The following is a 25,824-nucleotide window of genomic DNA, read 5'->3' as shown; positions in this document are numbered from 1 at the left end:
TTACTTTTCCATCCCTTCGTCGACCAGAATGACAATCAGTCGGCTGGGCCCATGAACGCCAATCGTCAAGACCCGTTCAATATCGGCAGTACGGCTAGGACCGGAAATGAAAGACATGTATCCGGGAACTTTCCCATAATCAGCGACAACGGTCACCAGCGCATCGGCTACCGTCGGGAGAATTTTTGAGGTTGGAACGATGGCAATATGGGTTGGGGGCAGCATGGTCACCATTCGGCCCAGAGGATTTTCTTCAGGATGAAAAATTGATCCTGTCTCCGCAACCGCATACGGCACGAAAGTGATACCGACGTCTGTTACGTCCAGCTCGGCCCGATCCAGTTTCTCAGAGATGTTTACTCCGGTTCCTGCTAAGGTTGCACGGCAGTTGGTTTTCTCCAACTGCGGGCTTGGAAAGAGATGCACTTTTTCTGCCTTCATTTCTTTCACTTTTGCGGCGATGAGTTCCCCGGCTGCTGCGTAAGTGCCTACACGGTGGACTTGCGCACTCATGCTTTCCGCTTTAGCCTGGAAAACGGAAAAAAGCTTTTCCGTGGACAATGTTGCCAACTCCTTTTACTGCCATGTTCATAGTGGACAGGTGGTCAGACCACTACAAAGCATACACATTTGTTAAAAAAAGTACAAATAAGAATTCAGATGGCCAGACCAACATTCTAATAGGTACACATTCGACGATCCCCTGAGGAATCCTGCTTTTTTCAAAAGGAAAATGTCTCTTCTTGTCCCCCTTTTTACATGATAATCAGGAGAATGAAAGAGGTATTGAATGATTCATCATAAGAGGGAGCTTTAATCAGAGAGGGGTACGATTCCTGTTGAAATGGCGGGATGCAGTTGACCGGCGAAACTTTTATTTTATGACCGCCAACGGGGCGCTTTACTTTACAGCACTGGCCTTTATCGATAGCAACATCATCGTGCCTCTTTTTTTAAACAACCTGACTCACTCCCCCCTGCTCGTGGGATTAGCCGCAACAGTTCGCTCCGTCGGCTTTTTCCTCCCCCAAATTCTCCTGGCAGGGTGGGTCACGGGAGCGGAACACTTAAACCGGTTTATCTTTCGAACGCATTTCTTCACCCGGTCCCAGTTGCTGATCCCGGTCCTGGCCATCTGGTTCAGCTGGCCTGCTTCAGTGACGGCTACCCTATTTCTCATCTCCTTCACCATCTTTGCTTTCGGCGAAGGCGTCGGCCAAGTGCCCTGGATGGATATATTCGGCCGAACCATCGATGAGTCCCATCGCGGAAAGATGATGGGGATCATGCAGTCCCTCGGAGGGCTCGGTGCTTTCGGCGGCACCCTGTTGGTGCAACGCATCTTGGGTTCACCGCGATGGGAATTCCCTACCGATTTTTCCTTGCTCTTCTTATTGGCCGTCACTTTTTTGCTTGCTTCTGCTTTTGCCATCCGCTTTGCCAAGGATCCGGCGAAACAGAGTCGCAACGCCCGGGAATTGTCTGTAAGCCATGTGATCAGCCATATCCCGCAGTACCTACGGGATCATCGACTCTTCACCCGCATGCTGGTCGTTCAGGTATTGACCGGATTTAACGTGTTAGGCTTTCCTTTTTATATTCTTTTTGTCCAGCAGGCAGGGGTTTTACCTAGATGGGCCGCTGCTATCCTGCTGACGATCCAAGTGCTCGGCCAAGTGAGCGGTGGATTGCTGCTCGGGTATTTCAGCGATCGGGTCGGTAACCGTAAGACGATCATCGTAACCACCGTTATCAATCTTCTCGTCCCTCTGGTGATTCTCTTTTCGCAGCGATTAGCTGGGTTGGCTGCTTTTATTGGGACGGGGCTTGGTTTTCTCGGTGTGGGCATGGTTTTAGGCGGTTGGCTCGGTTTCGTCAATTACCTGATGGAGACGACGCCTACGGCGAAGCGTCCCATCTATGTCAGTTTATCGAACCTCTTCGCCTCTCCCGTAGGACTGCTCCCGATCGCAGCCGGTGCTTTTCTCAAGCTTATCCCGATGAACTGGATTTTCTGGACGATTGCCTTCATAGAGATTTTGGCAGTGATGATGGCGATGAGGCTTCCTGATCCCCGTAAGTTGGACGCTAATGAAGCCAACATCGGTCGACCTCGTCTCGCTCCGGCTTTTCGTCCCGATGATCGTCAACGTCATGAAACAACTAATGAATCCGAAGACAAGGGAGAACACTAAGGACGGAGGTGTTGAAGGTGAAAGGAATCCAAGGAGATCCTCATACAACCAATACGGTGCAGGCGGAAAGTCATAGCAATGTACAAGCAAAGAAAAACATGAAGACTGTTCAGTTGACGCCTGACTCCAAGGTCTCCGTGCCAGCAAATAGCCCCGTTAAAGACCTGCCGCAATAGATAAAAAGGTATAAGCGAAGACCATCGCAATTTTCAAGCAAGTGTGATCATCTAAATCTGTATAAAAAGCTACTATAAAAGTAAACCGGGGAAGACCTGAATCGGTCTTCCCCTTGTCATTTCTGAGAAGTGCTTATTCTAGCGGGCTTTTGAGATGATCATGCATCAGTTGACGGGCTTTCAAGGAATCTCCTTGTTGAATTGCGTCGCAAATGGCCTGATGTGCATTCAGTACAGCTTCGCAATCGTCTCGTGTAGTCATATTGTTCTTCCAGTGATTCTCAATGCTCGCACGGATAATATCTGAGAAATAATCCATAAAGCGAAACAGGTAGGGGTTTTGGGCCGCCATGATGACGGTAAAGTGGAACTGAAAATCGGCTTCAACACCGGATTGATTTCGCCAGACGGCTCGGCGGAGTTCCCGAATGGAATGGTTGATCAGATCTAATTCGGTCGTTCCGCATCGCTTCGCGGCAAGAGCGGCTGCCGCCACTTCGACAATCATGCGCATTTCCTGTAAATCTTTTTCCGTACCATGGTCAGCGGCTAAGATGCGAGCCAAGGCTTCCGCTTTTCCAAAGTCCCGAGGCTTTGAAACAAATGTTCCTTCGCCGCGTCGCACTTCAACGATTCCCAATACCTGCAGCGCACTGGAGGCCTCGCGAACAGCCGTTCGGCTTACTTTGAACATCTCGGCCAGTTCTCGTTCCGAAGGTAACTTGTCGCCAGGCTGAAGGGCACGCTCTTCAATCAGGTCTTTGATGTGATCAACGACCTCATGCTGGATTCTTCGGGGTTGTACCGACCGGACATCCATATTCAATTACACCGCCTTTTTTTACCGATGGTTAGGATTCGCTGCTTCGACGACTGTCTTTTTGGCTGTTTGGCCTAGCACATAGGCTCCTAGAGCAAAGAGAACAACCGCCGTTACGGCGAGTACGATAATTCCTTGCTGCAGCACAGCGGCAGAAGCCGTCGTTGCGACGGCAGCACCGGCACGGACGACATCGGGGATCATAGCGGGAACGAAGTAAGCTTGCGTATAGGTCAGTGCACCCATAGCGGCTACGAAGATGAGACTGTACTTTAGAGTGAAGCGGAACAGTTCCGATTCACGGCCGATCATACCGACGGAGCCGCAGGCCACCGCAATCGACTGCGGTGAGATCATTTTCGCGGTACCGCCGCCCGATGTGTTGGCCGCTACGGTCAAAATGGGGTTGATGTTGATCCCCATAGCTGTGACCTCTTGCAGTTTGCAAAAGAGAGCGTTGGCCGAGGTATCTGAGCCGGTGATAAAGACGCCGATCCAGCCTAACATGGGGGAAAAGATCGGGAAGTATTGGCCCGTTACCGTGAGAGCCAAGCCTAAAGTCGTGGAAAGGCCAGAGTAGTTAGCGATATAGGCAAATCCCAAGACAGAGGCTACCGACAAGAGGGAGAAGCGGAGGCTGTATAACGTATCTTTGAAGACCGCCACTCCGTCACTCAGTTTCATCCGTAAGACGATCACGGTGAGAAAGGCGGCGATCAGGATTGCCGTACCAGCGGAGGAAAGCCAGTTGAATTTAAACAAAACATCCATGGCTTTCTGGGTCGTCGGGTCGATGATAGCGCCAGTCAGGCCAGGAAAATTAAATTTAACCGTAGCCGTTTCCAGGACTGCTTTGACGCTGTTTACGCCCCAGTCGCCGATGAGGGCGGTAAGGATGACAAAGGGCGACCAAGCAGCGATGATAGAGCCGGCGCTGAGCTTACGAACAGCGCGGCCAGCTGCTTTTTCCCCAGGAAAACGCCAGATGTTTTTCGGTTTCCATACGCGCAGAAAGACGATGAGCGATACGAGGGAAAGCATGGAAGCAACGATATCGGCCAGCATGGGACCGGTAAAGGTCGCCGCCGACCACTGCCCGAGGGTAAAGGTGATACTGACGACGGTGATGGCAGGCCATACCTCGATCATGCCCTTCCATCCGGACAATATCCAGACGAGAAGGAAAGGAACGAAAATCGAAAGAACGGGCAGTTGCAGCGCGATCATTTGGCTGACCGGCAGGGGATCCAGACCAGCTACACCGGCGCCGGCGATTACGGGAATACCGATACCACCGTAAGCGACAGGAGCTGTATTGGCTACGAGCGACAAACCGGCCGCCATCAAGGGACTAAAGCCCAGACCGACCAGCATAGCCCCGGCGATGGCCACGGGTGTACCAAAGCCGGCAGCGCCTTCCAAAAAGGCACCAAAACAAAAGGCGATCAAGAGGACTTGCAGACGGCGATCATCGGTGATCGATGCGATGGACGCCTTGATCACTTCGAATTGACCGGACTTAACGATCAGGTTATACATGAAGACTGCGGCTACAACAATAAACCCGATAGGAAAAAGACCATAGAGAGCGCCGAAGAGGGTGGTCAGTATGGTCGTCTGTAGGGGCATGCCAAAGCCCAGCACCGCTACGGCGACAGCGATGGCCACGGTGAAAAGGCCCGCCATGTGCCCTTTCATCCGCTTTACAGCCAACGCCCAGGCGTAGAAAATAATAGGAATCAGGGCAACAAGAGCTGATAGCCCCAGGTTTCCCATGGGGTTAAAATTTTGTGTCCATGCCATTTTCTATTTACCTCCGCGTCCTAATCAAATAGTGTGCATAAATCAATAGTGTGCAAAACATTAAATATAGTGGTATCTTTCTCTAATTTCTTGATACTTATCTGTCTTTCTTTCTCTTTAGGGACGCAAAAAATCTAGAAACGGAAGAATGGATTGGTTCGACTCCTGAAGAACGGGGCAAGCGGTCCATGAAATCGTCCGGTAACAGAAGATGGTAATCCTTTTTCCTAATCCCTCCTTGTACGATTACTCAGTGATCGGCTCGGTTGTCAGACCACTTGTCCACGGATATATTTTCGACGGGATATCTTTAGATCCTTCTTTGTTATTCTTCAATATTTTTAGAAAGGTGATAACTTAGTTGGTTCATTTAGAAATATTTGATTCGTATTCTATAAAAAGAACACGCTACCCGACAGGCGGTAGCGTGTTCTTCTCTGATGTATGATCTTTTACTCGTATTTATGATCTTTTACATAAAATTACGCCCCTTGGGAACAAGAGGTCACATATTCCAAACCTTTTTGCAAGGCCTGACGGTTTACCTCCAAGAGGTTGTGACGGTGCGGAGGTAACACTTTTTTCAACGCCCCGACGACAGATTCTATATGAATAAACCCTGTCAATCCGATCAGTGCCCCTAAGAGGAACATATTGGCCACTTTTAGGTTACCCAATTGGTTGGCCAGATCGTTCGCTTTCATACAAACCTGATTGATGTCGACCCGCGGGCTGATACCGCTGATCAGAGATGAGTTGATCAACAATTGCCCGCCGGGAGTAAGTTGGGGGGCGAACTTTTCCAGTGAAGGCTGATTTAGGACGATAGCTGCCGTCGGTTCATAGACGATTGGAGAAGCGATCGGTTTGTCCGACACGGTGACAGCGCAGTTGGCAGTACCGCCGCGCATTTCCGGTCCGTACGAAGGAATCCAAGCCACATGTTTTCCTTCTAACATACCGGCATAGGCCACCAACTGACCCATGAGCATAACTCCTTGGCCGCCGAAGCCAGCGAATATCATGCGATGTTCCATGTCACTGCACCCCCTCGGGAACCCGAAAATCTTTGAGCGGATAATAGGGAATCATTTCGTCTTCCAGCCATTTGCCTGCATCGAGCGGTGTCATTCCCCAGTTGGTAGGACAAGCGGAAAGAACCTCGACAAAAGAGAATCCTCGTCCTTCCACTTGGCACTGAAAGGCTCGGCGAATCGCTTTTTTGGCCCGTATCACCTGGGCCGGCGTTTGGACGGCGACACGGCTGATCATAGAAGGGCCTTGCAGGGTATTTAACATCTCACAGACTTGAATCGGAAAGCCGTCATTTTGAGAGGTCCGTCCTTTGGGGGTCGTCGTCGATGATTGTCCCACGAGGGTCGTCGGAGCCGACTGGCCGCCAGTCATGCCATAGATGGCGTTATTGACGAAGATGACCGTGATGTTCTCGCCCCGTGCGGCGGCATGAATGATTTCAGCCGTCCCGATAGCCGCCAGATCGCCGTCTCCCTGGTAGGTAAAGACAAATTTATCCGGTAAAGCTCGTTTGACGCCGGTCGCTACAGCCGGAGCCCGTCCATGGGATGCTTGAATGAAATCGGTATCGATATAGTCATAGATAAAGACAGAGCATCCTACTGGCGCCACTCCTATCGTTTTCGGCGCCAATTCCAATTCATCGAGGGCTTCCCCTACGAGCCGGTGAATGATGCCGTGATGGCAACCGGGACAATAGTGAGTGACCACATCTTTCATGCTCTTCGGTCTGGTGAAGACGATTTTAGCCATTTACGCTGCTCCTCCCTCAGTCGCGGCCGTGGTACCGGTCTTTTCGCTCTCGATCTGCTCAATCTGAGAAAGGATGTCGCGGGGATCGGGCACCATACCGCCGGAACGGCCGTAAAAGCCTACCGTCGATTTGCCGTTGACGGCCAATCGAACATCGTCCACCATCTGGCCTGTGCTGAGTTCCACCGTCAAGAAACGAGCACCTTTTTCAGCTGCTGCGTAAATCGGTGCTGAAGGGAATGGAAACAAGGTGATAGGCCGAATCAAGCCGGCACGAATCCCTTTATCACGGGCCATATCGACAGCCGCCATGCAAAGGCGAGCCGCCGTGCCGTAGGCAACGGTGATGATCTCGGCATCTTCTGCCCGGTAGGACTCCCAACGGGTGTCCTTTTCTGCCATAGTCCTGTACTTCGCCGCCAGATGTTCGCAGAACTTCTCCGCCTCTTCCGGCTTAATATATAATGAAGTAATCAGTTTTGACTCCGGGTTGTTTCCTTTCCCAGTGGTAGCCCATGCTTTTTCTACAGCGTTGCCTTCCTTCGGTTCAGGCAAGATGACAGGCTCCATCATTTGGCCGAGAACGCCGTCGCCGAGGACCATGACGGGGTTCCGGTATTCATCAGCCTTGTCAAAGGCGAGGAACATGAGGTCGGCCATCTCCTGTACTGAAGAAGGAGCGAGCACCATAAGACGGTAGTCGCCATGGCCGCCCCCTTTGGCCGCTTGGTAGTAATCGCTTTGTGTCGGCGCAATTCCTCCAAGTCCAGGGCCGGTGCGCATGATATTGACGATGACAGCGGGAAGTTCTGAACCGGCTATGTAAGAGATCCCTTCTTGTTTAAGGCTGATGCCGGGTCCCGAAGAAGACGTCATCACGCGGGCACCGGTGCAAGCCGCACCCATGACCATATTGATAGCACCAATCTCACTTTCCGATTGCAGGAAGACACCGTCCACTTTGGGCAAGTTACGAGCCATATATTCTAACAGTTCGTTCTGAGGCGTAATGGGATATCCGAAGAAGAATCGGCAACCAGCGCGGATAGCCGCTTCGGCGATAGCCTCATTCCCCTTCATCAATACTTTTTGAGTCATCTTGTTCACCTTTCTTTACGAATGTTGCCGATTATCTCTCGACTTGGATCACCAGATCGGGACACATACGGGCGCATAAGGCACAGCCATTGCATTTTTCCTTGTCCGTAACGATAGCCGGTTGGAATCCTTTCGAATTCAACCGCGATGCATCGAGGACGACAATTCCCGTCGGACAGGCCGCCGTACATAGGCCACAGCCTTTACAGCGGTCTTCCTGAAATATTGCTCTTGCCATCAGTGAGTACACCTCCCAATTCTGCTATAGTTTATCGACATGAGGATTGCTTGTTTTTGAAAAGAACTATCCTAGCTCACCCGTTTTCGAAATCGCAAAAGGGCTAAGGTAAAGAGCAGTGCTGTGAACCCTGTCAAGGTCAGCACTTCTCCGTAGAGATAATCGAAGCCAACTTCTTTTAAGAAAATCCCTCGTAAGATAACCAAAAAATCGGTTAAGGGAATAAAGTTTCCCAAAATTCGGATAAATGGTGGCATGGTCTCCCTCGGAAAAACAAAACCGGACAGCAGTATACTGGGAAGGATAAAGGCAAAGGCCATCTGCATCGCCTGTAATTGATTTTCACTGAAGGTAGACATGAGCATTCCGATGCTCAAAGAAGTAAGAATAAATAGAAAGGCCAGGGAAACAAGCAAGGAAAGGCTTCCCCGGACAGGGACAGCAAACCAATAGGTACCGGCGGCAAGTACGAGAGCAAAGGTGACCATTCCAACGACCACGTAAGGGATGAGCTTGCCCAGAATCAGTTCAGCCGGGCGTATCGGGGTGCAAATCAGCTGTTCCATCGTTCCTCGTTCTTTTTCTCTGACGAGGGCAAAAGCGGTCAACGTCATGGTCACATTTTGCATAATAAGTCCGATCAGTGCAGGGATGGTAAAAAGATGAGTTTTCAATTCCGGATTATACCAAACACCTACCTCGGCTTCCAAGGGTAAAACTTCATCGAGAGCGACTTCTTTCCCCAACTTCCGGCCAAACAGCGAAGCTCCCCGGGAGTGTATCACCCCTTGGGCCACATGCATGGCTTGCTGTGTCGACTGTGGTTCTGACCCGTCAATGAGAACCTCAACAGCCGCTCTTTGTCCATTCTGCAGTCTCAGGGAATAATCAGGCGGGATGACGATAGCTACGCGGCTTCGACCTGTTGCCAAAGCTTTCCGTATGTCATCGTAGCTTTGGGCTTGACCTTGTATAGAGAAATAAGTAGAGTTTATAAAACATTGTATCACATTTTGGCTCTCTTCGCTGAAAGATTGATCCCAAACAATCGTCGGGAGATGGCGAATGTCCGTGTTGATACCGTAGCCGAAAAGGAAAAGCATCAACAAGGGGATACCTACTGCCATGGCTAAACTCATCCGGTCCCGTCGAAGATGGACAAATTCCTTGCGCAGGATTGACCAAAAAGGGGTCCAAGCAAAAACTTTTCGTTCCAAATCTAGATGTTCCCCTTCCCTTCCTATTAATCAAAGGCTTCGGGTGATTGAAATAATAAGTGGTTTTTAACCTTAATGTTCTATAGGTATCTTGCCTATTTCATTGTGAATTTAGTGATAGTTTGTGGACTTGGTGATTACTTTGGATTTCGGATAATCGTTCATTAAGATGCCTTTAAAAAAGAAAAGAAGCGTCCCGGCTACACTTTCGGCGGACGCTTCTTTTCCTCTTTTAATTTTGATGTTCAACTCTATTTAGGGACAGCATTATACCGAATCGACAGTTCCGCTCATTTGGCGCTCTTTGATCTTGAAGGCACCCTTTTCGTCAGGCTGTATGATGTAGAGCACTTTTTGTTCCCTCGACACAAATCCCCCTTGCAGCGGGAAAACCGTCTCTACCTGCACTTCTTCGGGAGAGCGGCTGATTACCCGCCAACGCAGTACATTTGTGGGATCGAACTCGGGCTCCGTCTTCTCGTCTGACACCATTGAAGGTGCTTCATGGCTATTTTCCCACATTTTTTTGATCTCTTCTGAAGACCAATAGGCACCGAGAAAACGTTCCAGGTCTTTTTCCTTTTTTATCGGCGGCGATGGTTCTAGGCCCCGTTGGGATAAGGATGCCCGCTCCTCGGACGCTTTCACCCTTAGGCGAAGAATCTCGGCCCAGCGTGCAAAGGCGATATAATCCTCATCACGCCAAGGGGTTCCGCCCCGCAAGAGAGCCCTTTGGTTCTTCTCATCGTAGAGCCAACCATCTGCCAGGTGGCTCGCCAACCATTGTACAGGAACAAGCATACGATCATCGACGATAGTCCCAGAGACACGCAACCCTTTCTCCCGGGGCCGCCATTTTTCTTCAGGCGAGTTCGCTTGAACTTCCAGGCATAGGTTCTCCCGGCGAACGATGGCTCTGCGTTTTTCCTTTTCATAAGTCACTTCGGCGCCTAAGGCCTCAGCCAAGGGTCGCAGCGGCGCGAGGATATATCCTCGTTCCAGTTGAACGGCAGGCTCAAAGATCATCGGCAGTCCATTCAAGATGATAATCGGCTCATAAATCGAGGTCTTTTTATCTAGAAATGTGGCATTCCGGGCCTCACTGGAAGAAAGGGCTATTGTACATAACAACGCCATAGCAGCTACTCCCAAAGTATATCTTGCAATCGCTCTTCTCATGTGAAGCCTCCAAAAGACATACTCAAAATCTCAACGCTACCAATTCCCTTTCTATTAATACACATTTATAAGGGATATTATTCCATTAAATTCCATTTGGTCCGTAAAAAAACCGGATTTTTTAAAGATCCGGTCATACTCAGCGTCGTTACAATTGAATGTACCTATTAATTCATCTTTTCTTAATTCCAACGTAGTATAGCAAAAGCGGTCATTCCCGGGAAACAAAAGTTTATAGAGAAACGCGGAGACTCATGCCGTCTTCGGCCAGCATAAAGTAAGGTTGCTTGAGTTCATATTGTCTCATCAGTTGCTCGTAGTTCTCCCCCTCGGTCAGGTGAACAAGCACCACCTGATGGGGTTGGGCTTGTTCCTTCAAACGGATCACATCATGAAGGGAAGAATGCTTCCCTTGCGCCTGGTCGGCGCCGTTGCATTCATGAATGAGGCAAGTGGCGTCTTTCGCAAGGCTTTCCAAAAGGGGATTGTAGACAGTGTCTGCTGAATAGATGACCTTTACTTGCCCCTTGTTTGTAGCCTCATAAAAGGCGGTCCCCATGGTAGGGATACCGTGTAGGGCGGGAAAAGTTTTTACCGTCAGCGATCCTTGCGTAAAGGCTTGCACCTCCCCGTCCAGTGGCTGTTCAGTGATTTGAATGTCAAACATGTTGGGCTTTTGCGGAAGATCAAAAAGTTCGAGCAAACCAACGACCGTTTTTTTCGCGCCGGCTGGGCAGTAGATGGGCAGCGGTTTCGTTCTGCCAGCCAACCAGAGGCTTTGAATCAAGGCAGGTAACCCGTAGATGTGGTCGGGGTGAGCATGGGTGATCAAGAGGGCACCTAGTTCTTCTGGGCGCACCCCTGTTTTGACAAGTTTTGCCCAAGGAGACCCGCCACAGTCGATCAGATAACTCGTCCCGCCAGGTAAATGTTGCACTAGAAAAAAGGTGTTTTCCCGATTAGGATAACTTAACCCGTTGCCCGTACCGAAAAAGGTGATCCGAAACATGTTTTGAGACTCCTTTCACTCAGTAACGGTAGTTTTCCCATTTTCGTGAAAACTTCTGCAGAATCCTGCCCTGGTACAGAAGCATTGCCATAAAAAAAAAATCCCTGTAGACTAGTTCTTGGACAAATCCATGATCGAGATTTTCACTAGGAGGACTTTTCATTGCTGCTTGTTTTAGATATTGGAAATACGAACATCGTGGCCGCCATCTATAACGGTGATGACCGGACAGATACATGGCGCCTGACGACAGACCGCCGCAAAACAGTCGATGAATACCGCATCCTTATGGTCGAAGCGATGGAAGCGAGAGAAATCTCGCCTAACTCCATTTCTCATGTGGCCATTTCCTCTGTCGTGCCCCCAGTCAACCCGATCCTCGTCAATATGTTCCGAAAGTATTGGGGCATCCATCCTTTGCTTGTTCAGCCTGGTATCAAAACTGGATTAAATATCAAGATCGACGATCCTCGTGGCCTGGGACCAGACCGCATCGTCAACGCGGTCGGTGCCTATCACATCTACGGGGGTCCCGTGATTATCGTGGACCTAGGGACGGCGACGACAGTTTGCGCCGTCAACGGAAAGGGCGATTTTCTCGGCGGTGTCATCTGCCCAGGCATCGGTATATCGGTGGAAGCGCTGGTGGCTCAAGCAGCCAAGCTCCCCCGGGTTGAAATCGCCCAACCGCATCAAGCCATCGGGAAAAACACCGTCGAAGGGATGCAGTCGGGCATCTATTATGGGTATGTGGGAATGGTCGACGGACTGGTCTGCCGATTTAAAGAAGAACTGGGGGATACAGATCCCCCAGTTCAAGTCGTTGCTACAGGCGGCTTCGGCGAATTAATCGGCCGCGGCTGCGCCCATGTCGATCATATTCATCCCGCTCTCACTTTAGAAGGTTTGCGGATTTTGTACGAGCGCAACCGGCCCAATGCCTTAAAAGCTAAGCAACCACAAGTCCCCGCCATTGGCGCCGGTCTTGAGTAAGCCCACGAAGTGGTTGTCGCTGTGAATCAGTTTGGCACCGGCATCAAAAGAATAGGTCGAAGGTGAGTCAGAACCGTTCGGGTAGACTTTTAGCACCGAAGCAGGCTCATCGATGATAGCCAATTGCCCGTCGGGCCCGATGACAATCCTGTCACGGTGTACTGTTTCGGGCAATTGCCGTTCTTTGTCCAGTTTTTTGCCGTTCCAAAGCCAAATGTTTTCTACCTGATGACCGTTGCCTTCGCCAAGGTAGAGGTTATTTTTGCGGTCAACACCAACCAGCAAATAGTTTAAGGGCTGTTGGGCCGGGTTGATCAACTGCATGCCTTTGATTCCCTGCACCAAGGGTTTATTCGTCGTTTCATTCCAAAACTCGGCGAAAATATGACCCAGCGCCGGGTTTACGGTCAACCGCTCGATGTTAGTATACTGCCGCTGGTTGACTTTCATGGCGTCATGTTGAATATCGACCCGATAAAGCCCTGTGGTCATTCGATCGTTTCCCAGCGTAAGGTAGAGCAAATTGGACTGACTCGATACGGTAGCTTCTTTGACCTCTTCGCCCATGGTCAGTCCACGGATGCGTGTGGAGATCATGCGCTGAGTGCCGTCACAGTTCAGAAAGGAGATTTCCAACTGTTTCACCGAAGGAGCTTTTGGGAGGGGTCGTTTATCCACCGTATCCATCGCGTCAGCCAAAACTTGATTGGCCGACTTGCCCTTTGACTGTGTTGCCGCAGGAAGGTTTACAGGAGCCGCCGATTGTTCCGTCACCAGCAAGAGGCGATTTCGATCAGTCAGCCATTGAATATAGTCAATTTTTTGCCCTGGAGGCATCTTTTCTTGGTATATAGGTCTTTCCTGATGAATATCCCAGACGGTAAAGCTGTCTTCCGAATTCCAAGCGACATATTCCCCTTGGTAGGACAGGCTAACCTGCTTCGCATCATTCAAAGACGTATCGATGTGGAGCTTACGCCATTGGCTTTTCGCTGGTGTCGAGGCATGATCGGTCGTGTTATAGGCGGAAGCAGTCCAGTATTCAAGACCAAAAAGAATACCGCCTTGAAGCAAAAGGGCTGACAAGGCCATAACGCCGATGGTTTTTTTCATCCCCACGTTCCTCCCTAGATCCGTTTACTGGGCATGACCACAAAGGCCGTGGGAATGTAGCGAATCCCAAAGACACTCGATGGCTGGTTGATGACCTTGCCGTTATAGACCATTGTCGTCGACGCCCCACCGTCTAAGTTGCCTGCTGTAACCGCGCCGTACTGAATCATCAGATCCTGTACTTCCCGTAATGTGGCGCCGATAGAACCGACTTGCCGCCCGTCGATCGTCATGAAGATGATCGAGCCGTCCGCTTTTTGTCCGATAGCGGTACGAGGAGCAATCCCGTAGCCCCCGTCCCCTTGGGTGATCGTCGGTTTGCTATTGATGACTAGTGCCGGTCCGAAGGTTACCACGTCAGACACGTCCATGTTGCGCAGTTCCCGGGCCGAATAGCGTCCCACGATAAGAATGCCTTTTTTCGTTAGGCCTACGATGTTTTCCTTTTGATCTTCTTGGATGACGGAAATAAACTGCCCCTTGCTGACGGTAACACCGTCCGGATAGGCACCGTTGCCTTGACCGTTGGGATCGATAAAGCCACCGCCGTTGATCGCGGCTACCGCCCCTTCATGAGTGGCGATTTCAGGCACCGTCTCCCCGGCTTCTCCCATCTTCGAGGAAAGGGCCACCTTCACCCGTTTCGGATCGTGGATGATCATGACCTTGCCCGTGAAACGTTTGCCCTGGATGTCCTCAACATCGATCCGGTCAGACCCCTTGCCGTTGGCAAAAGCCAATTGAACCCCCATATTGGGGTTAGAACGAAGATCCTCCAATGGTTGACCGAGTATCTCCTGGATTTTCTCGGGCGATAGAAACCACTGGGCGATAAAGTCATGGCGCGATACCATCAGTGAGCCCAGGGCCATCTGCCGCAATGAAGGAATGGGGCCGTAAAAAATCATCAACGGTCCAAAAAAAATACCCACCATCAGATTGACTCCGATAAAGAGGGCAAGCATCTTCACAAACTTCAATGAGGTCCCCCCCGCTAATTCTACGCATGATCCATCCATTTTAGATTATACGGTGCGCAAGCAGGACGGGCAACGGAAATTTTAGTATAAATTCGGTCTTCTGTCCCTAAAAACGGGGATTTTGTTCCGCACTTTTTCCACTTGAGCCAGATCGATCTCTACCCAAAGCCAGCCTTCCGGTTCACCAGCATCGGCTAGGACTTTGCCCCAGGGATCGACGACCATGGAGTGACCGGCAAAAAGGACGCCTTTTTCGTCCCTGCCCGTCCGGTTGCATGCGATGACGTAGCACTGGTTTTCAATGGCCCGGGCTTGCAGGAGGATGCGCCAATGATCGAGACGAGACATGGGCCACTGGGCCGGTACAAAAAGGATGTGGCATCCATGGAGGACCGTCTTGCGAATCCATTCAGGAAAGCGTAGATCATAGCAGATGATGGCAGCACAGGGGACACTGTCGATCTGAAAGTTCCCTGCCTGCTGCCCGGCAGCCATGTAGCGATCTTCCCCCATCAGCCCGAAGAGATGTACTTTCTCGTAGCTCAACAAGCGTTCGCCCATGGCGTTATAGGCAAACATAGCGTTAGTAAAACGCTCCCCACTGGCAACTGGTGTCGAACCGCCGACGATGGTGGCACCCACCTGTTGGGCCCAGTGGCGCAAGAAAGCCCCCGTCGGTTCTCCCTGAGTGTCATCGGCGAAAGCAGCCAGATTCGGCAGATCGTAGCCACCGGTCCACATCTCCGGTAACAATAAAACATCCGGTTTATGTTCTATCGCTTCCACCATATAACGAGATACGGTCTCTTCATTCGACTTTCGGTTTCCGGCCAAGACATTAAACTGCAATAGTCCGACTTTCATGCCATCCCCCTCGCTACTTATCCACAATACCCACAGACTTATCAACAAAATTTTCCAGTTTTGGTTGCTTATCTACTGCGAATTGGTCTTTCCTGTCATATCGTCTGCTCTTATCGAGGACATTTCCCCCATTATACCACGGCGCCCTCCATATCAAATTTGATCGTTGATGGGGAAAACAAAAACTAAGGTAATAACATTTATAATAGTTCCCCAACTCTGAAGTTCTCAAAAAAATGTGTATTTGAGGACTATCACTTATTGTATTTTCCTTCATCAAAAGGTACACTAAATATGAACATTCTCACAAGGAGGGATATGCATGGTCGAGTTTTGGAAGCGCTTATGCCGCGAGAAACCTTCTGTTCTTCGGGACATGTTGCCGGAAAGGTATTATGGCTATATCGAGCAAAACCACGTCTATCCCTGCTATGAGGCCGTCTTTCTTCGCTTCCCAAACGGCTACCTCGCCCATGTCACCTTTCATATCGAATCCTCTTCCGATCATGCCTTTACGATGGAACTGGGAACTTGGATATACAATGAACACTTTTTCTTCTCGACTCGTTTCCCCAGGCCGGCCGTAGACGCTGTAGGCCACCACTTCAATGAAACCGGCAACGCACTGAATCTCAAAAAGCCAGACTGCCAAAAGCTACTATACATAATTGAATCCCTGCCTCCTCTCCATAGAGAATGCCAGTGTCTGCCCAAGGTCTTTGCGCAGACCATGGAGATTGTCTGACAGATAGAACAAAAACAGCACTCGGTTAGCGAGCGTTAGCTCTACTATGTGATAGGTCCTTTAAAAAGAAGCAAGAATCCATGGAGATGTTTTTACCATGGATCCTTGCTTTATTTCTGCCCGAAACCGCATTAGGCCAGTTCCGATAATGAGTCAAGATGTTTCCAAGAGGCTCCCCGGTCCTTTACGGTTATGGGACGGTTCAGTTCTGTAAGCACATCATCGACATACTCCCGTCTTCGCATACCTACGAGCACCGTTGTGACGCCTTCCGTAGACCGAAGAACCCGCAAGGCAGCCTGGCTGATGGTATCTGTTCCAGTCCAATCAGGCTCCACCGCTTCCAGGCGCTTTTTGATCTTCGTCGTTTTTTCAGCTGTCCTCGCTTGAAGGACAGCGGTAATCGTCTCAAAAGCCTGGTTTAGCGCTTCGGCATATTCATTGGCCCAATCCACAATTTCCGGCGGGCGGCGGTGCCACTTATGGGTTAAAAGCAGATCCATGCCGTCTTGGATCGTCGGGACGATATAGCGCACTTGTGCCTCTTCCCATTGGATAGGATTCGTAAATCGAAGCCATTGTTCATCCAGCATTTCACTGGCGGACAGTTTGGCTTGAATATCGTTGGCTTTCCCAATGGCCATTTTATGCACCGATAATATCTGAAGAGCCAAATACTCCTCCAGACGACCCAAGTGAGCCAGACAGCGTTTCACGTCATCGGCGGTTTTTTCCTCTTCTATATCCACTTCAGCTAAACGCAGCAGTTGGTTGCCGATAAAAGCGTTGAGAGGTCGATTCGTTAGCACAGCTAGTCCCTTTTCTCGAGCGAAGCAAAGAACGCTGCTCCTTCCGGACTGGTTTTTCTCAGTTACACCGCCCCGCTCAATCAAGTTGAGGGGAAATTGAATGACCCGAAAATGATGGTCCAAGGAAATCGCGCAAGCGCTATGCCATATCTCCTCTAAAGGCGTATGTTCATAATCGGACGCCGGCAGCGGAAAGGAATTGGAACTAATTCCGTAAGCTCCGATGCGGCCTCGCTTGAATTCATCCTCTAGGTACCGAAAAGCGGTCTTGATTCGCCGCAGATATTCCCGGCGGGCCTCACCAAAAGGAATTCCCTCATGCCTTGCCCATTTTAAGTAATACTCGGGGTTGTGCAACAAGAACAGATCGACCGTTGAGACCTGAAGCCGGTTCAAGCTGCCTGTCAATTGTTCCTCGAGAAATTCGGGATGGATACAATGGGCTAAATCGGGATCAAAGGGAACTAATTCGGCAAAAGAGCGGCCTTGAGCTTCTCGTTGCCGGCTAAGGCGTAAATTCTTCCCCTGCAAGTAGCCCGCCTTGGTGACAATGAGGACTTCATCGCGGTGCAAGCGATTTTCCTGCTCTAAACGGTTCAACACTTCACCAATGAGCTCCTCCGAACAACCATCACCGTAGTTACTGCTCGTGTCAATCAGATTTATTCCTGATAGCAGGGCTTTATAGAGCGCCTTTTTATGTTCTTCATCAGAATTGTCGATGCGATAGGCACCAACACCGGCCTCACTGACCAATAGCCCCGTCGCTCCCAGCGTCCGGTATGTAAGGGATGGATGGCGGTGGGCGTACCGACTTGTGCCTTCCGAAGTTGCCGCTCCTTTTTGCATAGGTATTCCTCTCTTCAGACGGTTCAGGACTTCGATCATTTCTACGTCCTTATTTTACCACACCGACTGTGTTAACCCCTTTTCATTTTCCTGTTAATCTTGTTTCGCCATGCTATCTTCGCTTACAGCATTTTCTTGGTATGCCCGGATTATTGCCTTTGTAATCTCTTGCATTACCGTTGGATTGGTCGGCGAGGCAATATTCACTAACTGTCCATCGGCTCTCTTATGCTTCGGCATTTCAATATAATAATTGTTTTGTTCTTTTATTATTTTTATATCGTGGACAACAAAATAATCGTTAAAGGTAACGGAAACTATGGCTTCTAGGTCGCTGTCCTCAAAAGATTTTCTAATCGTTACATCTGTGACCTTCAAAGAACTCACCTCTTGAAGTCTTTTCAAACTCATGGATAATACTCTTTGTCAATTCGTCCCATGCTTTATTCGTTATGGGATGGGCGACATAACGTATTCCATCTCCCGAGGGCTTACGGCGGGGCATCTCTACATCCAGTCCCTTCGAACCCTCGATAATCCTGATCCCGTTTATCACTAACGCATCATCTAATGTGATCGATACGATAGCCCGAATTCGATCTAACTGCATCTGCGTAATTTGAATATCGGTTATATTCATCGACCAGCCCCCCGGTATCATCCTACGTAAATCATTGTAATTACAATTGCAATAATGTGTCAACAGTTAATTAAATTTACTTATTAAACAAAGATTATACAGCGTATTTTCATATAAAGGTTCTCAGGCTGCATTCGTTCACTGTGTATTCCTTGTATCGATTTTTATTGGAAATTTCACATAGAACGTTGTCCCTTCAGAGCTTGTCTCAACTTCGATTCTGGCATTATGTCGTTCCGCTATGCTGTAGCAGACAAGGTTCATGTCCACTTAAAGATACACCTGCTCAATGAATTTATGCATATTTTTACATTTTTCTTATTTTTTATTATAACATAATTTAAGTCAATTTGTTCCAAAGAATAAATACGCAACGCCAAGCGACGTCAGTTATTCTCCCCCGATTGCAACTTATCTCTTGTACTCAGTTAAGCACAGGGTTACGAAAAAAAGTTTGGATATAACTCAATTTGTTCGCTTCTCCGCAGAATCATGGTATAATTTATCATGGTGTTTATTGGTTTTTATTTTACCTCAGGATAAGCAAATAGTAGATCGTCCTATTTGGAGGTTGAAGAGAAATGTCGGAGTTGTCTTGTGCCTTACAAGATGCGATTAAATCCGCTGAAATAATATTCAAGATGTTTAACTCTTCTACATCTATTTTAGTTTCTGATTTGGAAGCTATCGTGGGAAAATTTGAAGGTTCCATAAAAATGAGTATTCAGCCTGGTCAAAATTTCCCCGATACAACAGTATTAAGAGAGGCAATTATAAAAAAATCAAGGGTTAAGAAATCCTTTTCTAAGGAGCAGTCTCCATTCGGTGTTCCTTATACTTCGATTGGATTGCCCCTATTTGACCAGAATAATACCGTAGTCGGAGCTATCGGGATGACCGCTCCCATTGTTGCCTACGAAGAACTAAAAGAAAACACTGAAAAGTTATATTCAGCTTTAATACATACAACATACTCAAGCGACCTTATCGCTTCTGGTGCAGTTAAATTTAACGAGGCCATGAGTGAAATGGTAGATCAAACCGTAAAAATAAAAAATGATTTAGGGACAGTACGTGACGTAATCTCGTTAATAAAAAAAATTTCAGACCAAACAAATTTACTCGCTCTTAACGCCGCGATCGAGGCTGCCAGAGCTGGTGACGCAGGAAAAGGCTTTTCCGTAGTTGCAGAAGAAGTACGGAAACTCGCCCACAATACAAATACTAGCGTGTCAGAAATGTCCACTGGGTTGACAAAGATGATTAGCTCATTACAAGAGGTAGCTACCCGATTAGAGGAGCTTGGAGACTTTACACATAAACAAACTGCTTCGATCGAAGAATTATCAGCTACGATTTGTACTATTCAGGAAAGCACCGATAAAATAGCCGAAGCAACAAAGAAGCTTGTCGATTGAAAAAAATTCAAACGCCCCAAAACGTAGGCTATGTCGAAAAAGAAATAACCGATACAACAAAAAGCTAGTCTTAGCTCGACCGTTAGAGTATATCGTGAAGATAATTAAATTACATTTCTACCTGGGATAGCCCTCGGTAAAGAGTCTCATATAAAAAAACAGCCCAGGATGTAAAGTCCTAGGCTGTTCTTTCTTATGTTTATTTGACAGGCTCTCCGGTTTTTGCATCTATCCCAATTAGGCCTTCTGTTCTTTCCTGCATGTATACTAGTTTTGGATTCGGTGCAAATAAATTATAGTATCGGGGCCAGAAATACGTTAAATTAAGTGAAGTATGTTTGATGAATTCCGCCTTCGCTTTTTCTGGCGTAATAATTCCGGTTAGGTTAGGTAATGCTGTAGGTGACGAATCCGGATTAGAAAAGCCGCTAACATTACCGGTGATTCCATCTATTTCAACGAAATAGGAATGGAAGAGAAGGGGTATCCCATCTTTTAATACCGTGAAATCGTAACGGTATTTTGGTTCCATCATAGGATCAAGTTTTTTGTTATCCACCCAATCGGGTTGTTGAGAATCAATGAATCCCGTTACTTGAAACTCGCCTATTTCTGGTTTCAAATCAGTAAAAAATTGTAGCGCCTTTTTTCTTGCTTCTTCCTCGGCAATTACAAAGGGGCGATTCCGTTGTTCGTCATTCTGAATACCGAATCCGACTACCTGCCCTGTACTCGATATTACATCAAGATGTACCCAACGTCCCGAAGTGACTTCACTTTGGGCTACAGGTACCCCAGTGTAACTTATAATTTCTTGGTTATTTTGCTGACGACTTATAGATGGCTTTCTTATTTCTAGACCCGATAAATCTATCCCCCATTTTCCCAGTAGCTGTGCAGCATCTTCTTCATTTTTTACAATTATTGGAGTACCTTCGTCTATTATCGTAACATTCGGATTTTCAATAGGCTCCGTCCCGTCAAGATTAAATGGTAATCCACTTAAGGCATCAATTGCTCCGTAATATTGAGGCACATATAGTAGTTGTGGTTTCGACTTCGTTGGAGACTCATTAGGACGGTAAGAAATAATTGTATCGTAAACAAGTCTCATCGATTGTATTTTTTTGTGTATGTCTTCGGCCTGTTTTAGCGAAATTGCTTTGGATGGTTCCGGGAAAACAGCAGTGACTGGCATAGCTGAATTTGTGTAATCGTAGATATGACCTTCTGCGTCCATACTTATTTGTATTCCGCATCTTTGAACGGGAATACCTTTGTAAAGCGCGTTAAAAGATATGGAAATTGTATTATCCATGTAGCTGACTTCATTGTTCATGCGATAATCTTTTGTCCAGTCTCCCATTATGACTTTTAGGAAATCGGAGGCTATATTCTTTGCCACTTTTTCAGAGGGAACCTTATTCGAGGTCCAACCAGGATTCAGAACACGAATGTTAATCAAAGAACCTGTGTTTACATCGAATGTCAAACCGATACCGAGTTCCGTTCCTAACTCATTTATTTCAGAAAAAGTTGCCGATTTTCTGTTCGTAAACACGTAGGCAAGGATTGTACTTTCTTGATGTGTACTGTAGTCCTCGGGTAAGGCGATGACACCTTTATAAGACAGATTTAGCTGTTTCATCTCCGGAATGAATTTTCGTACTTCACTAATCACTTTTTCAGCTTTGGATTCAATTTCTTGGGATACTCTATAGTTTTTAAGCTCCACCGCTTCTTGACTTTTCGGTGGAGTATTGACTCCGTCATTGGCTAGACAAATTGGAACAAAACAAAGATTTGCGGCTAATACTAAGGATGCGATTTTCAGGCTTCCTGGGATTTTCACTAAACCAACTCCTTATTATGTTTAACTACAATCTAGGAAAAATTTAACAGTGAAACGCGGAATAACGTCCCGACTTGCGGATAAAGCCATAAGTAATACGCATAATACTTCGCGGGTTTTTTTAAAATTCCTTGTTTATTGTAAATTAACGTAATTTAAACCCTATATTCCCTGAATTTCCACTCAACCGAACCAAGGACTGCCTTAGTGCTCCAAAAAGGTATCCATATTTTCTTGGATAAACGGCTTGCCATCACCCATGATTTATCTTAAAGATGTAATGTGTCGATCCTTTGAATTTGTAGAGAACATTTAATATCTCGTTAAAAAAATAGCAATTCGGCCTTTTAGACCGAACTGCTTTAATCCGTTTATAATGACACCGACTTGTAAACGTTTTCTGTCAAACAGAGGATTTGACTATTTCCTGCTTTTTTAGCCTTATGTAACAAATCTTCTGCTTTTCTAACCAGTTCTAAGGATGATTCGTCAGTCAGTTGAACTAGTCCTCCACTAACTGAAACGCCAATATCATATTCGATATCCAATTCCTGGACTTTTAACTGTATCCTTTCCGAAAAGAATACAGCTTCCTCTAAGCTGGTGTTCGGAAAAATGATTAAAAACTGTTTTCCATCATATCGACCGATGAGGTCATCTTTCCGTACTACTGAATTGAGAACTTGTGAAACGCTCATTAAGATACTGTCGCCAGCAATATGACCGTATTCATCGTTGATCTTCATTAAGTTATCGATATTTAACATCAATATACAAAGGCTTTTTTGACTATCCAGAGCTCGAAGGCTCTCTACTTCAAGGGCATTAAATATGGCCCCATGATTTAAAAATCCGGTAAGACTATCCGTAATGGCTTGCTTTTGTAATAAACGGTTTTTTAGCTTTAGTTCTTCTTCGAATTTCTTTCTAGCGGTTATGTCAATTACAAAAGTTACATTTTTGGGTCTCCCGTCTGTGCCACAAATTGAAGTAGTGTGGGAGTAAATGGAAATTACCCTTCCGCCTTTTCTTACCACTTCCCATTCGCTTGCTAGTTCACTTTTACTCGATATGATATCATCATGTGCTAATATAACCGTTTCACGAATATCCTCTGGGCAAACAATGGTAACGCTTCTCCCTATCAATTCTTCTTTGTTATAACCATAAATCAAACAGTAAGCTGGGTTTACTTCTTCATAGACCCCATGTTCGTTGGTAATGCAGATACCAACAGGTGTCGAATTGATTATTTTGCTAAGCTTGCTTTCAGTTTCACGTATTTCCTCCAATAAACGCCGGTACTCGGTTATATCTACGAAGGTCACCATAACATGAATCAGGTCATGGTTATGGAGAATCGGAAAGGCATTTATCAATAGCCATTTTGGATTATTCTTACTTTTACAACATAATCCGACAACTATATTTTCAATGGCTCTTTTCTGCTCTAATACGATGCTGACCGGGTAGTCAGCTATATTCATTGTTTTTCCATCTGTTGTGATAAACTCCCAGCTTAGTTCGGATACTCTTTTAGAACGGATGTCTTCTTTTGTTAATCCAAGCATATCAGAGGCTGCAGGGTTGCAAAACCTTATCGTTGAATCTAAATCATGGACAACAATGCCACAATTTAGTCTATCAATGATATGACAATAAATATCTATTAGAGCTTTGGATCGGCTTAGCTCCGCTTTGGTTCTTTTAAGTCGTATAACTAATTCGTCTTTAGATAAAAGCGAATAGTCCATTTACCGGACCCCCAAACTAATCCTAAACTAGTCAAGTGATTAATACCATTTTAACATAGTTTATTTATTGATATAGTCCTAATTTGCAACATTAAATCGAATTACCTCTTTTCCCTCACATAATCAAATTTCTTCCGCTTTTTCCCGTGTGAATAAAAATCTTTTCTTCTACGAAACGATTCCAGAAACAAAACCCTTTTCTACGATACCCTTTCAAATTTCCAATTCAGATCAATTAATGCGTTCAGCACACCGCTTAATCCAAACATTTCTACTAAATTCAATTCCACTCCAATCTGGTCTTCCTCTTTTAACCGACCAACTTTACCGATGATAAACTCCTTATCGACAGTCTTTATTTGGCTAAGGCGAATTATGCTATCCTTTACTACGGTAATATCTTGGTACTGTTCTTTTAACAACACAATATCGAAATCCAGTAACTGTTTTCGTTTGTTTGTCTTATCGAATAACGAGGTAACAGGTACAACGCTATATAAATATTTTCCACCAGATAATATCACAGCTCTATGTACGCCAAAGATTGTGACCGATGTACTAGAATCCTGGGGAAAATTCACATAACATACGTCATATCGATCAAATTGTTTCTTTTCCATGATAAATTTACTTTTCTTTTAAGATTCTTTTCTATATATTTTCTGGTCCTCTGTATTAATCTTGCCAAATAGCGTATTGCTTTATTCATTACAGCACCATCTCCATTGTTTGTTGCTGCTGTATCCGCGACAAAACGGCTTATAAGGGCTGTCGTTTTTGTGTAAGCGATCTCTTTTTGCAAGGCGCCTTTATAGTTGATATAATTCATCACAGAGAATAAGGTCGGTTCGTTCTATTATTTCGGCAGCTTTCAATGATTTTTTGATTATTTTAAACAGGAGCGCTTTAATGCTTAATAATACACGAATTGGTTACGCTTGTGTGAACTTAACCCTCCCAGTAAAACAACGTAAGCTTACAAAAACAAAGTACCTGTCACTGCTTCAATCCGATGAAAAGGAAGCCTTCGCTGCAGCGAAAGCCGTTTCCTTGGGTAATATTCGAGGGTACCAGCGTTTGTTGCCCTGGCATGAGGAGATGGGCATTGGCCTCCTGCGCATCTCTAGTGACACTATCCCTCTAGCTGGTTGTATTGACCTTCCTTGGTCAACAGAGTGGCATCAAGATCTGGCGATATTGAGAGAACTGCAGGAGTTGCGACGGCTATCCCAAAAACATCAGATTCGACTTAGCGTCCATCCCGGGCAATATACTGTTCTTAACTCCCCCAACGAGACGGTCGTAATGGCTGCGTTGGCAGAATTGGAGTATCATGGGCTCCTCTGTGAACTCAGCGGCATCACCGATATAATCTTGCATATTGGCGGAGTTTACGGAGATAAAAGGTCGGCAAAGGAGCGCTTTGTCCAGAACTTTTCCCGCCTCTCTCCATTGGCACAGAAACTACTTCGCATTGAAAACGACGACAAGACCTTTCATGCCCAAGATGCGTTCGATGTGGCCAATTCGCTAGGTATACCCGTGGTGTTCGATCTCCACCACCACCGATGCCATAACCTGGCTGGCACCTCGGAGTGGAAGGAAAATGGAATGACAGAAGCTTTTCAGACAGCCCTGGGCACATGGGGCGACAAAAGACCAAAAATCCACGTGAGTACCGGGAGAACTGGTGAAACTGATCGTAACCATGCAGATTATCTTTCGCTGATAGATTTTCAGACTGCCCTTGAACTTTCGCAGGGAACCGCTTGCGATATTATGGTAGAATCAAAAGCTAAGGATCTGGCGGTTCTCCAACTTTTAAAACAGCTTTGCAGCTAATCACTTTTTATATCCAAAAGTAGACTTTCAATTGTCGGGGGCACATTGTCTTAAACGTTAACAAAAAAAGCCTACCGTATGTTTTTCATACAGTAGGCTTTTGTATTCCATCAAAACTACACAGAGGCGAAAGATTTATTTTGCTTCCAGCTACGGACGGTTCCCACGTCATTACCAGCGGCCAAGCCGCCGACGACTGAGGTCACCCAGTCCCGCTGCATCAAAATAAATTTTTCTGGAACATAGTATTTGCGCATGGTTAAGGTCAAGTCCTCGACCGATTCGTACCCGTCGACTGAACGCCTCACGGCGTGTACATCTCGGGCCGATCGACCAGGTCATCTTCCTGGGGTCTTACCTACTTCCGTAGTGGGAAGTCTCATCTTTGGGTCGGTTTCGCGCTTAGATGCTTTCAGCGCTTATCCGCTCCCGACATAGCTAC

26 protein-coding genes and 1 rRNA gene are annotated in these 25,824 nt (G+C 47.0%); 6 read left to right on the top strand and 21 right to left on the bottom strand.

Annotation, left to right across the window (positions count from 1 at the left end; translation table 11 throughout):
- Positions 1–561 carry a LutC/YkgG family protein gene (locus tag GJ688_RS06160; RefSeq protein ID WP_170291726.1) on the bottom strand — a complete coding sequence of 187 codons (561 nt, stop codon included), beginning with the start codon at positions 559–561 and terminating at the stop codon, positions 1–3.
- A gap of 278 nt (positions 562–839) precedes the next feature.
- Here GJ688_RS06160 and GJ688_RS06155 point away from each other — a divergent pair, with 278 nt between their 5' ends.
- Positions 840–2,195, top strand: coding sequence for an MFS transporter (locus GJ688_RS06155; protein WP_155475679.1), 1,356 nt, complete (start codon positions 840–842; stop codon positions 2,193–2,195).
- Between the two features lie 17 nt (positions 2,196–2,212).
- Positions 2,213–2,371: a hypothetical protein gene (locus GJ688_RS06150; protein WP_155475678.1), complete on the top strand. Its 159-nt coding sequence runs from the start codon at positions 2,213–2,215 to the stop codon at positions 2,369–2,371.
- Between the two features lie 133 nt (positions 2,372–2,504).
- Here the strand turns inward: GJ688_RS06150 and GJ688_RS06145 are convergent, their stop codons facing one another.
- From GJ688_RS06145 to GJ688_RS06105, 9 genes are all read right to left on the bottom strand, one after another.
- Complete coding sequence (locus tag GJ688_RS06145; RefSeq protein ID WP_155475677.1) at positions 2,505–3,191, bottom strand: FadR/GntR family transcriptional regulator; 687 nt, start codon at positions 3,189–3,191, stop codon at positions 2,505–2,507.
- Between the two features lie 21 nt (positions 3,192–3,212).
- Positions 3,213–4,994, bottom strand: coding sequence for an L-lactate permease (locus GJ688_RS06140; protein WP_155475676.1), 1,782 nt, complete (start codon positions 4,992–4,994; stop codon positions 3,213–3,215).
- A 482-nt stretch (positions 4,995–5,476) separates the two neighbouring features.
- On the bottom strand, positions 5,477–6,031 hold the full coding sequence (locus GJ688_RS06135) for a 2-oxoacid:acceptor oxidoreductase family protein (protein ID WP_155475675.1): 555 nt from the start codon (positions 6,029–6,031) through the stop codon (positions 5,477–5,479).
- A 1-nt stretch (position 6,032) separates the two neighbouring features.
- A complete protein-coding gene (locus GJ688_RS06130) occupies positions 6,033–6,782 on the bottom strand; it encodes a thiamine pyrophosphate-dependent enzyme (protein ID WP_155475674.1) in 750 nt (249 codons plus the stop codon).
- Positions 6,783–7,880, bottom strand: a complete 1,098-nt coding sequence (locus tag GJ688_RS06125) for a 3-methyl-2-oxobutanoate dehydrogenase subunit VorB (protein ID WP_155475673.1) — start codon at positions 7,878–7,880, stop codon at positions 6,783–6,785.
- A 31-nt stretch (positions 7,881–7,911) separates the two neighbouring features.
- Positions 7,912–8,118, bottom strand: coding sequence for a 4Fe-4S binding protein (locus GJ688_RS06120; RefSeq protein ID WP_155475672.1), 207 nt, complete (start codon positions 8,116–8,118; stop codon positions 7,912–7,914).
- A 71-nt stretch (positions 8,119–8,189) separates the two neighbouring features.
- The gene (locus GJ688_RS06115; RefSeq protein ID WP_235910816.1) at positions 8,190–9,335 is read right to left on the bottom strand and encodes an ABC transporter permease; all 1,146 of its coding nucleotides are present in this window, start codon (positions 9,333–9,335) and stop codon (positions 8,190–8,192) included.
- 267 nt (positions 9,336–9,602) lie between these two features.
- Positions 9,603–10,514 carry a copper amine oxidase N-terminal domain-containing protein gene (locus GJ688_RS06110; protein ID WP_155475671.1) on the bottom strand — a complete coding sequence of 304 codons (912 nt, stop codon included), beginning with the start codon at positions 10,512–10,514 and terminating at the stop codon, positions 9,603–9,605.
- A 232-nt stretch (positions 10,515–10,746) separates the two neighbouring features.
- Positions 10,747–11,523, bottom strand: a complete 777-nt coding sequence (locus tag GJ688_RS06105) for an MBL fold metallo-hydrolase (RefSeq protein WP_155475670.1) — start codon at positions 11,521–11,523, stop codon at positions 10,747–10,749.
- A gap of 162 nt (positions 11,524–11,685) precedes the next feature.
- Between GJ688_RS06105 and GJ688_RS06100 the strand changes: the two genes are divergently transcribed.
- Positions 11,686–12,516: a type III pantothenate kinase gene (locus tag GJ688_RS06100; protein WP_155475669.1), complete on the top strand. Its 831-nt coding sequence runs from the start codon at positions 11,686–11,688 to the stop codon at positions 12,514–12,516.
- Here the strand turns inward: GJ688_RS06100 and GJ688_RS06095 are convergent.
- From GJ688_RS06095 to GJ688_RS06085, 3 genes are all read right to left on the bottom strand, one after another.
- On the bottom strand, positions 12,466–13,629 hold the full coding sequence (locus tag GJ688_RS06095) for a hypothetical protein (RefSeq protein ID WP_155475668.1): 1,164 nt from the start codon (positions 13,627–13,629) through the stop codon (positions 12,466–12,468). The genes GJ688_RS06100 and GJ688_RS06095 overlap by 51 nt on opposite strands.
- Before the next feature lie 14 nt (positions 13,630–13,643).
- Positions 13,644–14,600, bottom strand: coding sequence for a phosphodiester glycosidase family protein (locus GJ688_RS06090; protein ID WP_328597328.1), 957 nt, complete (start codon positions 14,598–14,600; stop codon positions 13,644–13,646).
- 90 nt (positions 14,601–14,690) lie between these two features.
- Positions 14,691–15,473 (bottom strand): carbon-nitrogen family hydrolase, encoded by a 783-nt coding sequence (locus GJ688_RS06085; protein ID WP_155475666.1) that lies wholly within the window; start codon positions 15,471–15,473, stop codon positions 14,691–14,693.
- A gap of 322 nt (positions 15,474–15,795) precedes the next feature.
- Here GJ688_RS06085 and GJ688_RS06080 point away from each other — a divergent pair, with 322 nt between their 5' ends.
- Entirely contained in the window at positions 15,796–16,218 is a 423-nt protein-coding gene (locus GJ688_RS06080) for a hypothetical protein (RefSeq protein ID WP_155475665.1), read from the top strand.
- A 131-nt stretch (positions 16,219–16,349) separates the two neighbouring features.
- Here GJ688_RS06080 and GJ688_RS06075 read toward each other — a convergent pair whose 3' ends face one another.
- The 3 genes from GJ688_RS06075 to GJ688_RS06065 form a co-directional block, all read right to left on the bottom strand.
- Positions 16,350–17,876, bottom strand: coding sequence for an aldo/keto reductase (locus GJ688_RS06075; RefSeq protein ID WP_170291724.1), 1,527 nt, complete (start codon positions 17,874–17,876; stop codon positions 16,350–16,352).
- A 93-nt stretch (positions 17,877–17,969) separates the two neighbouring features.
- Positions 17,970–18,254 (bottom strand): SpoVG family protein, encoded by a 285-nt coding sequence (locus tag GJ688_RS06070; protein ID WP_155475663.1) that lies wholly within the window; start codon positions 18,252–18,254, stop codon positions 17,970–17,972.
- Positions 18,229–18,516, bottom strand: a complete 288-nt coding sequence (locus GJ688_RS06065) for a SpoVG family protein (RefSeq protein ID WP_170291723.1) — start codon at positions 18,514–18,516, stop codon at positions 18,229–18,231. Before GJ688_RS06065 ends, GJ688_RS06070 begins: the two co-directional genes overlap by 26 nt.
- A gap of 581 nt (positions 18,517–19,097) precedes the next feature.
- Here GJ688_RS06065 and GJ688_RS21290 point away from each other — a divergent pair.
- On the top strand, positions 19,098–19,934 hold the full coding sequence (locus GJ688_RS21290; RefSeq protein WP_155475661.1) for a methyl-accepting chemotaxis protein: 837 nt from the start codon (positions 19,098–19,100) through the stop codon (positions 19,932–19,934).
- A 199-nt stretch (positions 19,935–20,133) separates the two neighbouring features.
- Here GJ688_RS21290 and GJ688_RS06055 read toward each other — a convergent pair whose 3' ends face one another.
- The 3 genes from GJ688_RS06055 to GJ688_RS06045 all read right to left on the bottom strand — a co-directional run bounded on the left by GJ688_RS06055 (position 20,134) and on the right by GJ688_RS06045 (position 24,160).
- The gene (locus GJ688_RS06055; RefSeq protein WP_155475660.1) at positions 20,134–21,786 is read right to left on the bottom strand and encodes a YcdB/YcdC domain-containing protein; all 1,653 of its coding nucleotides are present in this window, start codon (positions 21,784–21,786) and stop codon (positions 20,134–20,136) included.
- A gap of 371 nt (positions 21,787–22,157) precedes the next feature.
- On the bottom strand, positions 22,158–23,540 hold the full coding sequence (locus GJ688_RS06050; RefSeq protein WP_155475659.1) for a sensor domain-containing diguanylate cyclase: 1,383 nt from the start codon (positions 23,538–23,540) through the stop codon (positions 22,158–22,160).
- A 200-nt stretch (positions 23,541–23,740) separates the two neighbouring features.
- Positions 23,741–24,160, bottom strand: coding sequence for a type II toxin-antitoxin system PemK/MazF family toxin (locus tag GJ688_RS06045; RefSeq protein ID WP_155475658.1), 420 nt, complete (start codon positions 24,158–24,160; stop codon positions 23,741–23,743).
- Positions 24,161–24,449: 289 nt separating this feature from the next.
- Between GJ688_RS06045 and uvsE the strand changes: the two genes are divergently transcribed.
- Positions 24,450–25,382, top strand: a complete 933-nt coding sequence (gene uvsE / locus GJ688_RS06040) for a UV DNA damage repair endonuclease UvsE (RefSeq protein ID WP_155475657.1) — start codon at positions 24,450–24,452, stop codon at positions 25,380–25,382.
- A 116-nt stretch (positions 25,383–25,498) separates the two neighbouring features.
- On the opposite strand, the gene GJ688_RS06035 is transcribed toward uvsE, so the two are convergent.
- Positions 25,499–25,639, bottom strand: coding sequence for a hypothetical protein (locus GJ688_RS06035; protein ID WP_155475656.1), 141 nt, complete (start codon positions 25,637–25,639; stop codon positions 25,499–25,501).
- Positions 25,640–25,643: 4 nt separating this feature from the next.
- Positions 25,644–25,824: ribosomal RNA gene (locus GJ688_RS06030) — 23S ribosomal RNA — on the bottom strand; the annotation flags it as partial.

Origin of the sequence: Heliobacterium mobile, assembly GCF_009720735.1 — a bacterium.
Lineage (GTDB): Bacteria > Bacillota > Desulfitobacteriia > Heliobacteriales > Heliobacteriaceae > Heliobacterium > Heliobacterium mobile.
The sequence above is the reverse complement of the archived record's forward strand: the minus strand, read 5'-3'. Positions and strand labels throughout refer to the sequence as shown.

Coding starts and splice junctions, on each gene's coding strand:
- GJ688_RS06135 (WP_155475675.1), bottom strand. CDS start 6,031: ATGGAACATCGCATGATATTCGCTGGCTTCGGCGGCCAAGGAGTTATG.
- GJ688_RS06125 (WP_155475673.1), bottom strand. CDS start 7,880: ATGACTCAAAAAGTATTGATGAAGGGGAATGAGGCTATCGCCGAAGCG.
- GJ688_RS06075 (WP_170291724.1), bottom strand. CDS start 17,876: ATGCAAAAAGGAGCGGCAACTTCGGAAGGCACAAGTCGGTACGCCCAC.
- GJ688_RS06105 (WP_155475670.1), bottom strand. CDS start 11,523: ATGTTTCGGATCACCTTTTTCGGTACGGGCAACGGGTTAAGTTATCCT.
- GJ688_RS06145 (WP_155475677.1), bottom strand. CDS start 3,191: ATGGATGTCCGGTCGGTACAACCCCGAAGAATCCAGCATGAGGTCGTT.
- GJ688_RS06095 (WP_155475668.1), bottom strand. CDS start 13,629: ATGAAAAAAACCATCGGCGTTATGGCCTTGTCAGCCCTTTTGCTTCAA.
- GJ688_RS06085 (WP_155475666.1), bottom strand. CDS start 15,473: ATGAAAGTCGGACTATTGCAGTTTAATGTCTTGGCCGGAAACCGAAAG.
- GJ688_RS06130 (WP_155475674.1), bottom strand. CDS start 6,782: ATGGCTAAAATCGTCTTCACCAGACCGAAGAGCATGAAAGATGTGGTC.
- GJ688_RS06110 (WP_155475671.1), bottom strand. CDS start 10,514: ATGAGAAGAGCGATTGCAAGATATACTTTGGGAGTAGCTGCTATGGCG.
- GJ688_RS06120 (WP_155475672.1), bottom strand. CDS start 8,118: ATGGCAAGAGCAATATTTCAGGAAGACCGCTGTAAAGGCTGTGGCCTA.
- uvsE (WP_155475657.1), top strand. CDS start 24,450: ATGCTTAATAATACACGAATTGGTTACGCTTGTGTGAACTTAACCCTC.
- GJ688_RS21290 (WP_155475661.1), top strand. CDS start 19,098: ATGTCGGAGTTGTCTTGTGCCTTACAAGATGCGATTAAATCCGCTGAA.
- GJ688_RS06080 (WP_155475665.1), top strand. CDS start 15,796: ATGGTCGAGTTTTGGAAGCGCTTATGCCGCGAGAAACCTTCTGTTCTT.
- GJ688_RS06140 (WP_155475676.1), bottom strand. CDS start 4,994: ATGGCATGGACACAAAATTTTAACCCCATGGGAAACCTGGGGCTATCA.
- GJ688_RS06065 (WP_170291723.1), bottom strand. CDS start 18,516: ATGAATATAACCGATATTCAAATTACGCAGATGCAGTTAGATCGAATT.
- GJ688_RS06050 (WP_155475659.1), bottom strand. CDS start 23,540: ATGGACTATTCGCTTTTATCTAAAGACGAATTAGTTATACGACTTAAA.
- GJ688_RS06045 (WP_155475658.1), bottom strand. CDS start 24,160: ATGGAAAAGAAACAATTTGATCGATATGACGTATGTTATGTGAATTTT.
- GJ688_RS06035 (WP_155475656.1), bottom strand. CDS start 25,639: ATGCGCAAATACTATGTTCCAGAAAAATTTATTTTGATGCAGCGGGAC.